Annotated in this window: 8 protein-coding genes, 1 pseudogene and 1 riboswitch; of the genes and pseudogenes, 2 read left to right on the top strand and 7 right to left on the bottom strand. The window is 29.1% G+C overall.

The window, feature by feature from the left end:
- Positions 1-147: 147 nt before the first annotated feature.
- Positions 148-1,905 carry a helicase-related protein gene (locus tag KEC93_RS12480; protein WP_012058644.1) on the bottom strand — a complete coding sequence of 586 codons (1,758 nt, stop codon included), beginning with the start codon at positions 1,903-1,905 and terminating at the stop codon, positions 148-150.
- Between the two features lie 246 nt (positions 1,906-2,151).
- On the opposite strand from KEC93_RS12480, the gene KEC93_RS12475 reads away from it, so the two are divergent.
- Complete coding sequence (locus tag KEC93_RS12475; protein WP_077870002.1) at positions 2,152-2,409, top strand: hypothetical protein; 258 nt, start codon at positions 2,152-2,154, stop codon at positions 2,407-2,409.
- Between the two features lie 427 nt (positions 2,410-2,836).
- Here the strand turns inward: KEC93_RS12475 and pepT are convergent, their stop codons facing one another.
- Positions 2,837-4,057: a peptidase T gene (gene pepT / locus KEC93_RS12470; protein WP_012058642.1), complete on the bottom strand. Its 1,221-nt coding sequence runs from the start codon at positions 4,055-4,057 to the stop codon at positions 2,837-2,839.
- A gap of 303 nt (positions 4,058-4,360) precedes the next feature.
- On the opposite strand from pepT, the pseudogene KEC93_RS12465 reads away from it, so the two are divergent.
- Positions 4,361-5,972 (top strand): annotated as a pseudogene (locus tag KEC93_RS12465) (IS1182 family transposase).
- A gap of 625 nt (positions 5,973-6,597) precedes the next feature.
- Here KEC93_RS12465 and KEC93_RS12460 read toward each other — a convergent pair.
- From KEC93_RS12460 to KEC93_RS12440, 5 genes are all read right to left on the bottom strand, one after another.
- A complete protein-coding gene (locus KEC93_RS12460; protein ID WP_077869896.1) occupies positions 6,598-7,170 on the bottom strand; it encodes a xanthine phosphoribosyltransferase in 573 nt (190 codons plus the stop codon).
- Between the two features lies 1 nt (position 7,171).
- Positions 7,172-8,524, bottom strand: a complete 1,353-nt coding sequence (locus KEC93_RS12455; RefSeq protein WP_077869895.1) for a nucleobase:cation symporter-2 family protein — start codon at positions 8,522-8,524, stop codon at positions 7,172-7,174.
- Positions 8,525-8,668: 144 nt separating this feature from the next.
- A riboswitch (purine riboswitch) is annotated at positions 8,669-8,770 on the bottom strand.
- A 148-nt stretch (positions 8,771-8,918) separates the two neighbouring features.
- Positions 8,919-10,652 carry a flagellar assembly protein A gene (locus KEC93_RS12450; protein ID WP_077869894.1) on the bottom strand — a complete coding sequence of 578 codons (1,734 nt, stop codon included), beginning with the start codon at positions 10,650-10,652 and terminating at the stop codon, positions 8,919-8,921.
- Between the two features lie 31 nt (positions 10,653-10,683).
- Positions 10,684-13,653 carry a bifunctional diguanylate cyclase/phosphodiesterase gene (locus KEC93_RS12445; protein ID WP_077869892.1) on the bottom strand — a complete coding sequence of 990 codons (2,970 nt, stop codon included), beginning with the start codon at positions 13,651-13,653 and terminating at the stop codon, positions 10,684-10,686.
- A 59-nt stretch (positions 13,654-13,712) separates the two neighbouring features.
- Positions 13,713-15,182, bottom strand: a complete 1,470-nt coding sequence (locus KEC93_RS12440; protein WP_077869891.1) for an extracellular solute-binding protein — start codon at positions 15,180-15,182, stop codon at positions 13,713-13,715.
- Positions 15,183-15,272 lie beyond the last annotated feature (90 nt).

Below are 15,272 nucleotides of genomic sequence, written 5' to 3'. Positions count from 1 at the left end.
GTTACTAATTTTAAATCTTTCTTAGGTTGCTAATTTTATAATGTTTATTTTGAAATGTGTTTTTACGAAATAATAGGTAATAACAAATTTAAGTAAGCTTAATACTCAATTTATTATTACCTATTACATCATTAATTATTGATATTATTAAAGTCTTAATAATATATCATTTATTTCTTCACTTACTTTTAATCTCTCATCATAAACCCATTGAACGTCTAGTTTTAAATTAAATATTTTAGAAAATGAGTAATACATGTTTATCTTCTGATAATAAATTTCTAAATCATCCAAACCACCATTAAAGTTTTGGGGTTTAAATAATTCTTTCTGTTTATTCACAAATAGTTCATCTACATAATTTAAAAATGCATTCATAAGTTCATCTCTAGACACATCAAATGGAACTTTCAGTAAATCCCATTGAATTTCTTCATTAAGCTTGTATTTCCTTAGCCTATCCAAGATCAAAATATATTCACTTACATCCATCTTAGTATAATAATCTAATTTTTCTGTTCTTGTACTCCAAAGGGCTAATTTTTCATTTAAAGGCAGACTTCTAATCTTAAGTATTGCTTCTGATGGCCCTATAACAGCTTGTTTTATAACCTCGTCTTCTGTTTCTAATTTAGATTTAATTATATCTGCATTGCCGCCAACACTGGCAATATACCCAACGTCATAAATACCAAGCCTACCAGCACGCCCTCCTACTTGCTTTATTTCCTGCGAAGTTAACTCTCTTACTTCTTCTCCATCAAATTTCCTTATACTCATAAATATAATTCTTCGAATAGGAAGATTGACTCCCATTCCTATTGCGTCAGTAGTCACAAGAATCTTTGTTTCTTTATTAATGAACTGTTCGTATTGCATTTTCCTAACTTCAGGTGGTAAATCACCATAAATTATACTTGCCTTGATGTTTCTACTTGAATATTCCTCTGCTATTTCTAATACTCTTTTTTTAGAAAAGACTACAACAGCATCACCTTCCTGAACATCATTATAACTAAAATTCTTATATTCAACTTCTAATGGTATAGCTCTTGTATATTCTCTTATTTCATATTCATCTTTACAATCACTTATAATTGTTTCTAATATATATTTAGCATTAGCAGCTCCACATATATGTATTTCATCACATTGAAGCCCTAGTAGAGCTTTACTCCATGCCATTCCACGAAAAGGATCACTTATCATCTGAATCTCATCAATTACAGCTATATCATAATGTTCTTTTAAATTAACTTTCTCTATTGTACATGATGTGTGAGTAGATCCTACATTTATTATTTCCTCTTCACCAGTTAAAAGATCACAAATTACTCCTTCTCTATTTAACTTTTCAAAATTTTCTAAAGCTAGAATTCTAAGTGGTGATAAATAAACACCTTTTTTTGCACTTTTAAGACGTTCTAAAGCATTATAAGTTTTACCTGTATTTGTATCGCCTAAATGTATGTAGAACTTTCTTTTCATGCTTCTTGCTTGACGATACTCATCTTTAGGATTACTTGGGAAATTTTCTTCAAATTCTTTTGCAACTAATTTGGGAATATGTTGTTTTGTTAATATTGTCATTAGTCCTTGATTTAAAAAACTATTATAATTTCCACGCACTACTTCATAAAAATCAAAACTTGTATTATTATTTTTATTATAGTAATCAAGCATTTTCTTTGAAACAGTTTCTAATAGCTCTTCATATCTCTCATAAACCTCATTAAAATCTCTTAAACTCTGATTTTCTAATTCCTTAAGATGTCTAAGTTTCTTTCTTATTGAACTCTCATGCTCTAATAATGCTCCTGGCTTTGAATGCTCAACTATTTCTTCTATTTGATTTATCTGACCCTTATACTTTTTAAATTCTCTTTGTGCTGCATTATTTTTCATTTATCCCACTCCATATACTAATATAATATTTAACTGCAAAAATATTTCTTATTAATAATATAACTATGATTAAATATATTTATTCCTTTATAAGATTACATGAAAATTATACCATAACTCATATCGGTGATAAAAATTACTTTAATATTATTATGTAATATTTCATAAGCTAGACTCATATATTTAGTTATCAGTAAATTTATTTAATACTTTTATTTTAATTAATAAGTATAAGGCGGTGCGTTCATGGAATTAATGTATGTAAAATATATAAATGGCGAAAGACATTCTATAATAAAGAACGGAGATGATATTATAATGAGCAATTCAAAAATAATAAAATTCGATTCAGCTAAAAAGCAAAAATCTAATGAACATACTCCTTGTTTAAAAAAGAAAAATAATCAAGTCCATAATAATTCTAATGATAAAATTAATGAAGAAATTACCGACTTTTTCTTTAATGCTATTCACAAGAACTACCTATCTAATAGAGATAAATAGAATAGCTCGAACAAGCTATATTAGTAATTTTTATACTATTCTAAGCATAATAACTTAAATCTATTATTTATGGTGATTTCTATATACTCTACAAACCCTTATGTTCCCTATAAATTATTAACTTTATAAGTTTTTTTTATTGTTAAAAATTTAAATTCTTATATTCCTTTATTCTTAAATTCTTAAGTTCTTAAATTCTCGACTTTTTAAAAAGTTTCATTTAAATACATCTTCCATTAAAAAAGTATTCATTAGTAAGAACTTATATATTTTCTGCATTTTATAAAATAATATAATAATACCTCAGGCTCTTAATGTAATTAAAAACCTGAGATATTATATTTAATTTAATAATTCATTTTTTATAATCTCATATTTTCACTTGTAATTTAATCCAAAAAATTTATTTCAAATTAAATATTCTCATTTATTGATTTGCATATCTCTTTAGAATTTCTATTATAATTTCAGTGCAAATGTCCATACTCTCAACTGCAATATGTTCAAATTCACCGTGGAAAGCATGGCCTCCTGTTCCAAGGTTAGGACATGGAAGTCCCATATAACTTAAAGTAGCACCATCAGTACCTCCTCTAATAGGTTCTATTATTGGAGCAACACCTAAATCTTTCATAGCATCTGTAGCGTTATCTATTAAATGCATACAAGGTTTTATAAGTTCAACCATATTTTTATATTGATCTTTTAATGTAACCCTAACTGTTCCTTCACCATATTTTTCATTCAATAATTTTTCTATTAATTGCATTGTTGATTTTCTATTTTCAAACTTTTCCTTATTATGATCTCTCAAAATATACTTTAGTGATGCATGTTCAGTATTTCCATTAAAACTATCTAAATAATAAAAACCTTCATATCCTTCTGTATGCTCAGGTCTTTCGCATGATGGCAGCATAGAATTAAATTCAATAGCTACATTTGTTGCATTAATCATTGTATTCTTTGCAGACCCTGGATGAACTGATACCCCATGAATATTCACTTCTGCTGCTGCAGCATTGAAATTCTCATATGAAATTTCACCTTCCTCGCCTCCATCAATTGTGTATGCAAAATCTGCCCCGAAATTTTTTACATCAAATAAATGCGCTCCAAGTCCAACTTCTTCATCTGGAGTAAATCCGACACATATTTTCCCATGAGGAATATTTTCATTTATTATAGTTTCACATGCAGTAAGTATTTCTGCAATACCTGCTTTATCATCAGCTCCAAGCAATGATGTTCCATCTGTAGTAATTATAGTCTTACCTTTTAAGTTTTTTAAATGTGGAAACTTTTTAGGTGACAAAATGCTATTATTTCCTTTTAAAATAATATCGCCGCCATCATAATTTTCTATGATTTGTGGTTTTACATTTTTTCCATTAGCCGCTGGTGCTGTATCCATATGAGCTATAAGCCCTATACTTGCTTTATTTTCATATCCTTTTGTTGCAGGAATAACTCCATATACATAACAATGTTCATCAACTTTACAATCTTGAAGTCCAATTTCCTTCATTTCTTCAACTAATATATTAGCTAAATCAAATTGTCTTTTAGTTGTTGGATGTGTTTCTGAAGATTCATCTGAGGTAGTATATACCTTAACGTATTTTAATAAACGTTCATAAGCTTTCATATCTTTGTCTCCTTTTTATTTTATATAGCTTTCCAATAAAGAATTTCATATATTGGAAATTAATTATATATCTATTTTACTTTTTAGAATGACATAAATCAATAATTGATTTAAGAAAGTACTATACTCCCTTTATCCCGATAAAGTATTTTATTTTATATCTTGTGTATATTAAACACAAAAAAATGAATTCCATTGAAGGGGCTGTTGCAAAACTAACATAGTTAGTTTTGTAGCGGCTCATTTTTTTAGATATAAAAAATGTGAATTCCGAAGAACTCACATTCATTGTATAATTTACTTATGCTAAAAACCAAATTACACAATAAAGATTATACTGAGATTAATGATAATTTTCAACTTATATTACCATTAAATCTAGAAAATTTAATACCATCAGATGATTCAGTCCGCTTGCTAAGCCATGTATTGGAGGGATTAGATTACACGAAGTTGTATAAGGCGTACTCTTCCGTTGGAAGAAAACCGGCAGTGGAACCTAAAATTATGTTCAAAATAATATCATATGCTTATTCTCAAAATATTTATTCAAGCAGGAAAATCGAAAAAGCATGCAAAAGAGATATAAATTTTAAGTGGTTACTTCAATGTTATAAGGCACCGGATCATGCTACAATCAGTAGATTTCGTAAAGACTATATTTCAAATGAGGTAATTGAAGATTTATTTTATCAACAAGTTAATTATTTAGCAAATCAAAATGAAATACTATTTGAAAATGCATTTATTGATGGTACTAAAATCGAAGCGAATGCTAATCGTTATACATTTGTTTGGAAAAAAACTATTTTAAAAAATGAAGAAAAAATGTTTGATAAAATTCTTGTTCTTTTAGAAAATATTAACCTTGGAGAATTAAAAAAATTTACTGTTCAGAAAGAAACATTAATAGATGATATTGATAAAATTCTTCAATGGCTTGAATATGAAAAAAGAAAAAAGAAACATAGAGTTTGTTCATGGAATTGGTAAAAGAAAAACCAAAATTCAAAAGTGGACAGAGCAACTATCTGAATATAAAGAGAGAGAAGAAAAATATAATTTGAGTAAAAAAATATTTTCAAAAAGAAATAGTTATTCTAAAACTGATCCAGACGCAACTTTCATGCATATGAAAGATGATCATATGAGAAATAGTCAATTAAAACCTGCATATAATGTGCAAATCGCAGTTGAAAGTGAATACGTAACCGGCGTCGGAATATTTGATGATAGAAATGATATAGCAACATTAATACCTATGCTTAATAATATGAAAGAAAAAATTGGTCGTAAATATCTTAATATAATTGCAGACTCAGGTTATGAAAGCGAAGAAAACTATTTATTCTTAGAATCAAATAAGCAAACTCCTTATATAAAACCACAAACTTATGAGAAGTGGAAAAAAAGAAGTTTTAAAAATGATATAAGTAAGCGCGAAAATATGAAATATGATGCTGAATCGGATTTTTATATTTGTCATAACAATAGAAAATTAATACCTACCTCTATTATTTATAGAAAATCCGCAAGTGGATACAAATCAGAAGTAACTGTGTATGAATGCGAAAACTGTGATAATTGCGATTACAAAGTAAAATGCACAAAAGCAAAAGGAAATAGAAAAATGCAGGTTTCAAAAACTTTTGTGGAAAAGCGTGAAATATCCTATAAAAATATTACAACTGAATTTGGAACTAAATTAAGAATGAATAGATCTATTCAGGTCGAAGGAGCATTTGGAGTTCTAAAAAGTGATTATGAATTCAATAGATTTTTAACACGTGGAAAAAATAGCGTTCAAACTGAATTTATTTTGCTTTGTTTTGGTTATAATATTAACAAATTACATTCAAAAATACAAAATGAAAAAACTCAGAATCATCTTCATGAATTGAAACCTACTGCCTAATTATGGAATAAATTAACTAGGCTTATTTTAGTGTGCTTAAAAATCAGAATTCTTTAAATAATTAATATTGTATTTCAAATATTTGGAGATTTGCTGGCTTAAACCGAAAATGAGCATCGCTCCTGATTAAAATTTAATCATTTTGCGACACTCCCAATGACTATTAGATAATTTAAATGCTCTGTAAAATATTAAAAGTTGTTCAACTTTGCTTGTATTATGCAAAATTGAACAACTCTAATTTATAAGATCTTTATTAGACACTCTTTAAAATGCTATAGATAAACAATTTAAAAATTCGACTTATTGATTAACATATTTACAAAATTGCTAAAACTTTAAGTTTATATCTTCACTAGAAATTATAAATATATTTGCGGAGAAAACATTTGAAAATGAGCTGTTAAAGGTTCTTAGCTGTAGGTTGTTCCATTTTAGCTTGTCAAACTGAAAGTTGGAGCATGCTAAAGTGGATACACCTGCTGCTTAGAATCTTCAGCGATATTTTCATAGCTTTTCGGAATCAAAATATTTATGATTTCGGTAAGTTATCACATAAATCTAGTTTTAAAGTTGGGTATCTATAATAAATATAATTTAATTTTTACTTTGTAATAAAAATACTTTATTTAGCAAATTCTATTATACCTTTTGATAGTTTCGCTATTCTTGCCAAAGAGTATACATCATATCCTTTATCCTTAAGCATTTGAGCACCTTTTTGAAATGACTTTTCTATTACTATTCCTATTCCTGCTACTTTTGCTCCAGCTTCTTCTATCAAACGTGCAGCCCCAAGTGCCGCTTCGCCATTTGCTAAAAAATCATCTATAACTAATATATTATCTTCATCATTTATATATTTTTTAGATAATGTCAACTCATAATCTAAACTTTTAGTAAATGAATGTACAGTTGTTTGATAAACATCACCATTCAGTATTTTTGAGTTTTGCTTTTTTAGAGTAACCATAGGCAAATTCATTTGCATTGCAGTCATCACAGCAGGTGCTATACCAGAACTTTCAATTGTAAACACCTTTGTTATTTTATGATTCTCAAAGTAATTTTTAAAGTATGTACCCATTTCGTACATTAATTCCGGATCCACTTGATGATTTAAAAATGAATCAACTTTCAGTACATTTTCTGACATTGCTTGTCCTTCTTCTAAAATTCTTTTATGTAAGCTTTCCATTCTATTCTACTCCACTCTTTTCTTGTTTTAATAATAAATTTAATATTAGCGCTGCAATAGTTCCAGTCGAAATACCTGATGAGAAAATCATTTTAAGACCTTCTGGTAATTGACTTATAAACTCAGGACGGAATGTAATTCCAACACCAAGTCCAATTGCTGTTGCTATTATTAATAAATTACGGTTATTTAATTCGACTCTGCTTAAAGTCTTAATACCCGATGCCGCAACTGTACCAAACATTACAATACCTACTCCACCCAAAACTGGTTGAGGCATTATATTTATTAGTGCTGCAAATTTTGGTAAAAACCCTAGTATTACGAGTATTATTCCAGCCATCATAGCCACATATTTACTTGCTACTTTTGTTAACGGAATTAAACCTACATTTTGACTGAAACATGTATTAGGGAAAGTTCCAAGAATACCTGCAAGCATGCTTCCAAGTCCATCAGATAATACTCCTGCTCCAATTCTCTTATCGCCCATTTCAACCTTTGAAACTTCTCCAATAGCTTTTAAACATCCTACTGTTCCAATTGTTGTAACAAAATAAGCAGGAATAAATGGAAGTACTAATTTAGGATCAAAATTAACTCCATGCTCAAATATCTTTGGAAATGATATAAAACTCGCTGAACTTACTGATGAAAAATCAACCATTCCAAGAGGAATACAAACAATGTATCCAATTGCCATTCCAATTAATATTGAGGCACTGCTTACTAATCCCTTTCCATATCTGTTTAACAATAAAGTTATAATCATTACAATCATAGCAATTGAAATATTAGTTAAGTTTCCATAATTAGGCGAACCACTACCACCAGCAGCCCAATCCATCGATACAGGTAATAGAGTTAGTCCTATCAATGTTATCACTGTTCCTGTAACAAGTGGTGGAAATAATTTCATCATAGGTCGTATTACAAAGCTTAAACCTATTCCGACTAATGACCCAAGTATTGTCCCACCTAATATTCCTGGAAGTCCGTAAATACTCCCAATTGCAATTGATGGTGCTACAAATGTAAAATCTGTTCCCATTATACATGCAACTCTTGCACCAACAGGACCAATACCTTTCGATTGAATAAAAGTTGCTATCCCAGCTGACAATATAGTTGCACTCATAAGTGCTGTTGATGTAACTATATCAAAACCTAATGCACTAGAAATAACTAATGGAACTACTATAATTCCTCCAAACGCAGCAAATATGTGCTGAAATCCTAGCAAAATTTGTGTAGATAAATTAGGCTTGTCTTCAACTCCATAAAGAAGCTCGCTAATTTCTTCATTTTTACAGTCCAAATCTTCGATTAAAATCTCTTTGTTACTTAATTCCATTTTCTTTCAATCTCCCTATGTAAAATTTAATCATACATAGACACGCAAATTCTTTATACATATATTCAGAAAAGTTTTCAAAAAAATACAACACCCCATCTTAAAGCTGAGGTGTTGTATTTATATGCGAATATAATAATACTTAGCACTAAAACACTACCTCGTAGTCTGCTAATTTACGGATAGCAGGTAGAGACTTTCCAACCATAATATCGGAAATATACGAGTCTTTTGTATGAACTGTTGACTTATTATATCACATATATATTTTTTAGACAAATACTTACTTATTATTTTTATAATTCTTTAATTTTCTCCAAAAATTCTTTTAAAACAAACATATTCTTTCGAACCATCATACCCTATATTTTTTATATTTTTAGAGTAGGTAGTTTTACAGTGCCGTTTTACCAAATTCAATTGCCCTTTTCTCACTATTAAAATATACATTAATATTTTTCAGATCTTCATCCAATGTAACCTTTGTCCTACCAAAGCAAAATACTGTGTTTGTATATGCTTTAGCAGCAGTTATTCTCCCATACTGTGGTACCATTAACGTTGTAGGTATATATGCTCTGCTCCCTACTACTCCTAAACTTATATTTTGACCGGCAGATAAGACTCCCCCTCTGGCCACCGAATCAGATCTTGTAAAAATTATATCCTTCATTGCAGTTAACTTTGAAGTATATTCACCTTTACCACCTATGATAATATTTCCTGTAGATTTTATCTCGCATTCTTGACAATAACCAATCCGAATATCTAGGGGGACTATTATATTCTTATCATAATAATCTATTTCATTATCCAATATGTTAAGTAAAGTTTTTAGATCATAAATTGACTTTATTTCCAAGATATTAAGTCCTAATATCTTTCCTTTTATAAAATCTACAAGTTTGCTGCGTTTTGTTTTATTTTTTATATTTAAAGAAATTATATTTAATGCTACTTTTTGAAAATTCCCAAAATTCTTCTCAGTCAGTGTCTTTACAAAATCTTTTCTTTCAAAATTTTGTAGATTCAATCCGTTAATATACTCTATCATACTAACTAAAATATTTTTAAATTCAGTAAGTACATCTGAATATTCTTTTTTTCTTATATCTACTTGTCCTGATAATATCTTTGAATTAATTGTGTTTCCTAAGATTGTTATTTCTCCACCTGTAACAACATTAGCCATATTAACATTTTGACTTACATCTAATGAACCTCCAGCGCTAATAAACATATTATCCTGTACGCTATCATAAACTTCTACATCTCCATAAAATTTAATGTTGCAAGTTTCCATATTTACTGATTCTACGGTGTAAATAGGATTTACGCTTACACTTCTATTAGCAATATGTGCTTTTCCATCAATAAGAGATATAATATGATTATTTTCAATCTTACATCCTTTTGATGCATCAATTGGTAAGCTTCGAATATATTCACGCTCTATAACTTTACCCAAAATATTCATTCCATTCTTTCCCGGAATCTCAGGGATTATTTCTGCGATTTTATCTCCAGCATTAACATTGGAAATTCTAAATAAATTTTTAAAGTCTACTTTCTCATTAGAATCTGGTTCTGGAAAAACCATTTGAGTTGGTGTAAAAAACAACTTTACCTCACTCGGTGTATCCTTAACTGGCTCCAATCCTTCTGCGACCAAAACTTCACTCGAGCACCCTTTTAAGATCAATTCTAAAGATTCTTCCTTTATTCCAAAAACTATTCCTTTTTCTTTTAGTTTTTTATATAACTCTTGAACAGTAAAGTATTCAGGTTCTTCTTTCAACAGAACTTCAGTAGATACAGCTAAATTTATGTAAAATTCCCTGTCCTTTATTTTGTATTCAGTCTTAGGTATATACTCCACTGTCATATAAGCTTTCATTTTATCTTCAGATATAGTTATATTTACTTCTCTCTTTGCAGGAGTTGTCTCGCAATTATAAGTAATCTTATCTTTTGAACTTACTTCATATGGTTTAAACTTTTCACATTCTACATCATTAATAAATAGATTTACATTTTCTTTAGCTTTTATAGTTATAATTTCCCCATTTATCCCATCAGCTATTATTATTTTCCCATTAACAACTTTAGCGCCTACTTCTTTTTCCATTCGTATCTATCCCCCAAAATATGACTTGGTTTTATTTTGTGTTAAATTCTTTATTGATTTCCAGAATATCCATAACTGAGTCTTTACTTATCTCAGGTGGAGTAAATTCTGGTTTGCTAAAATAATATCCTTGGAGATAGTCAACTCCAAATTCTATAAGTTTCGTTAATTCTTCTCTTGTTTCAACCCCTTCAGCTACAACTTTAATTTTTCTTTGTTTAGCATAAGATATGAGGTTTTTTGAAATCTGCTGCCTATTTAAATCTTTATCAATTCCTCTTACAATTTCCATATCTATTTTAACATAATCTGGTGTAATTGCTAACAATACTGCTTCATTATTATATCCTGAGCCAAAATCATCAATAGCAAGTTTGGCATTCCACTTTTCAATTACTTTTCTTTTTATAGAAATGTTATCTCCATTAGAGCGTTCATTTTCAAGTAGTTCTATTACTAATCTATCAAGATGTTCTCCATACAATTCTTCAAACCTCTTCCTATCCTCATATGATAAGACATAGTTTGGCAAAGAATTTATAAAAAGTTTAGCATCCTTGAATTCCTCTTTATTCCTTACAAAGCTCTCAAGAGCTTTAAAAAATGTAATTTTCTCTATTTCATATAATCGTGAATCAGCAGTTGCAAGCTTTATTATATGAAGCGGATTTTTAAGGGACTCTAACTGTGAACGCATAAGAGCTTCATACGCAAATATTTTTCCTGTTCTTGCATCTATTATTGGCTGAAATGCATACTTAATAAGTTTTTCATCAAGTAATTTATTTAAATCTTCTTGACTGCTGAACAAGAAAGAATCCTCAGTATATTCTTCTTTGTTAAACTCACTTATATTTCCTTTTACTGTTTTCTTAATTTTATACATTGCGAAATCTGAATATTTAGCTAAATCCTTAAAAGTTATAGCATCATGTGGATACCATGCTATCCCTGTTGATATTCTAACTTTCAATTCTCTATTATTAGGTAACTTAAGTACTGAATTCTCGATACCAGAATGAATACTTTTTACAATTTTTCTAATTTCGTACTTATCTTCATATCCGTATAAAAATGTATAGAACTCATCCCCTGATCTTCTTCCAACAACTCCTCCATATTTCTCAAATTCCTTTAATATTTCGGATGCTTTTCTTATGTATTCATCGCCATAATCATGTCCATAAGTATCATTTACATATTTCAAGTTATCTAAATCCCACATTATAAATGCTCCTACTTTAAGATCCTCGCTTTCTAATATTTCTTTTACTGTATTATGAAATGCTCTTCTATTTAACATATTAGTAAGTATATCATAATCTCTTTCATACTCTATTTTTTGCTTTTCTAAAATTTCTTGTGTAATATCACTTACTACTCCTAGAGTTCTAGACTCTTCCTCTAAAATTTTTAACTTAATCCACTTAGTTTCTTTATTCGCTCCTTTAATCCTATAAGTTTCTTCTTGAAAACTTTCTTTCTCCTCTGTTATCTTCTTTATAATTTTACTAAAATATCTTTTATCTACGTATGAATCAAATCGCTTTGATTTTTCAATTCCTATTACATCAAAAAATGTGTCTGTACATAGCACTACTTCATGTCCTATTTTATATTCAAAAGCGCCTATGGGCATATTGAATAATTTTATAATTTGAGACATTTTCGAAGCAGAGTCTGCCACGTTAGAACTTAACGTCATTATTGCTGATGACAACTCATCGATTTCTGAGATACTTATTTTCCCAAGTTCTATTGGTTTACTAGGATTACTTTCTCTAACATCCTGAGCTAAATTTCTTATTGGCTTCGTAACCCTTTCACCTACAATAACAATTACTATTATTCCCCCCAGAGTCGAAATAATTAATGATACCGATAGAAGCCTTTCAAATCTCTCTGAATAATATAGAAGATTATCCTTTTCTATTATTCCAATAATTGCCCAAGTATATTTTTCAAATGGTGTATTTGTATTATATAAATTAATATATTTTGTTGATGCATAAGCTATATTTTTTGAATCTGGTTCTTTTATCTCATATATTGAATCATATATTTCTTTTTTATTAAACTGAATATTTTTTTCTTCTCCAAGTATTTTTCCTGCTAATGGTCCTGTTGTTGTAATCTTTTCAAAGTTCATATTCTTGTTATCGTCAACGCCTACTAGATAAACACCTCTCCCATTAGAGTCTATTTCATCATATGAAAGTAATGAATTTAAATAATTTAATGAAATAGCAATTCCAAGAACTCCGTATGGTTTGCCATTTTCATCTAACAACGGAACTGAATAAGTAACAATTTGTATATCTTTATCACTTAATGAAAATGGTTTACTCCAATATCCTAAATCCTTATAAGATAATCCTTTATTATCTACAGCTGCGTTGATAGGCTTTGAAAAAAATTCTTCTGGAGATGAATTCTTATTCTGATTAAATATAAACCTGTTATTCCACCATGTATCTAAAGGAATCCCCAAATTTTGTGCAATGGAAGCAGGACCTCTTTCCATCAATAAATCTGATTTATCACTTGGATTTGAATTAGGATCTAAATCTCTAAAATATAATCCTACTTTTTCTTCAGAATTATTATCAAGTATTAAAAATGCTCCAGTTACATAATTCTTTCTGAGCATAAATATCAAATCACTCGAAACATCTTCCAATAACTCTTTAGTGAATTGTGTGTTGCTGTCCAAATCCTTTACCGTAATCCCATTACTATGAAGCTTGTGCAAAATATTAGCATTAATCAAGCTTTCAGATTCACTAACATTACTCCAATGTTGAATCATCTCATTTTGAATGTAACTACCTCTTGATTGAATTTTCTGGTTTAACAAATTAAATGAATTATTTTTAAGAATCCCAACAATTCCACTCAATAGAACCACACTTACAAAAAGCACTACTTGTGCTAATACAACAATTACCATTGGAATAAGTAACTTTCTAATTATAGAGTTCTTATTTTTTATTAAGAACATTATTTCACCCCGCTCGCAGTGACTTTGAACCTTTGTAATTTTATGAATTACAAATCAAATTAAGTAACTGCATTAATGCTTTTTCTTAAATCTTCAAGCCAATTATTAAAATTATCATCTGTGTTAAAACTCTTTATAGCTTCTTCTCTAGAAATTCCTTTTTTCAACAAAGATTTAACTTTTTCTCTATCTATTTTTGCTTTTTCCAGCATAGATTTTTCTAAAATATCTCTTGCTTCATCTGCGCCATTAAAAGCTTTACTTGCATAAAACTTGTATGTTCTTTCCTGATCTATAGCTTCTAAAACAGCTTCTTGTGACTTTTTGGGGACATCCAAAACATCGTTATTATTAATTTTCCCCTCAATAAATTCACTATGATTTGCTTCTTTCTTAACAGGTAAATATCCAGCTGCTATTGAAAACTTAGCATTTCTATCAGACTCTGTAAACCACTTCAAAAATTCTGTAACTGCATATTCATGTCTAGAGTCAGATTTAATCATGACCATACCTGCAGCTTGCTGTGGCATATACGCAACTTTTGAATCTTTAAACTTAGGAAGCGGTAAAATCATAGATTCAATTTTATAGTTTTGATCATCATTTGTTATAACTGAATCTGGAAAATACCCTGCTCCAGACGTAGATCCTACTAATGCGATTATATTTCCTACCTTTGCATCATCAGAACGAAATCTGCCATATGCTCCGTAATATCCATTTATATATGGCACATAAAAATTATCCCATAGCTTTCTCATAACCTTTTCATTAATATTAACCTCTAGCTTGCCATTAGTAACCTTGAATATCTCCTCACCCAATTCTTGACTTCCAATTATCATGTAATTTGCCATAGCATCTCTTCCGAAAAAAGTTTTCCCGTCATCTTTAGCTTCTGTTTTTCTATCAGTCCAATCATAGTATTTTTTAGCTAAATTTGCGATCCCTTCCCAAGTATTAAACTCACTTATATCTGCATTTGTTTCTTCGGAAAACGTTTCCCAATCTGTTTTGTTTACTATTAAAATTTCTGTAGATTTAGCTAATGGAAATATAGTTAGCTTATCTTCAGTATCCAATTTTCCTTCATTTATGTAACTGTCTATATATTTATTTATTTCATTCTCTGACATATATTTGCCAAAGTCTGATAAAAGTCCTAACTTCTCTATCTCATAAGCTGTATCTGGATATGCCATAAAAGCATCTGGCATTTTTTCTGCTCCAACTTTTTTCTTTGTGATATCAATGACCTTATCCGTAAGTTCACTTACGCTTCCTTGATTAAATGCCTCAACAATTATTCCTTTGTCTTTACCTACGCTTTTATTAAATTCCTCTACCATTTTATCAAACTGTATTTTTTGTATTCCATTATAATAATGCCATACTTCCACTGCAACAGGATTGTCCTTATCCAGACCATAATTATCTCTTGTATCAATTTTACATCCTGTAAAAGCAATAGAATTTATTAATAACATAACTATTGTTATAGATAATGTCCTAAAGTTTTTTAACATTTTCCCCTCCCATTATAATATTTTCATTATGTACTATATAATTATAGGTTAAAATTCATATAAATTCCATAAAATAATGTAAAAACCATG

The sequence above is a fragment of the Clostridium beijerinckii genome (assembly GCF_018223745.1).
GTDB lineage: Bacteria > Bacillota > Clostridia > Clostridiales > Clostridiaceae > Clostridium > Clostridium beijerinckii.
This window is presented reverse-complemented; position numbering and strand designations above follow the sequence as displayed.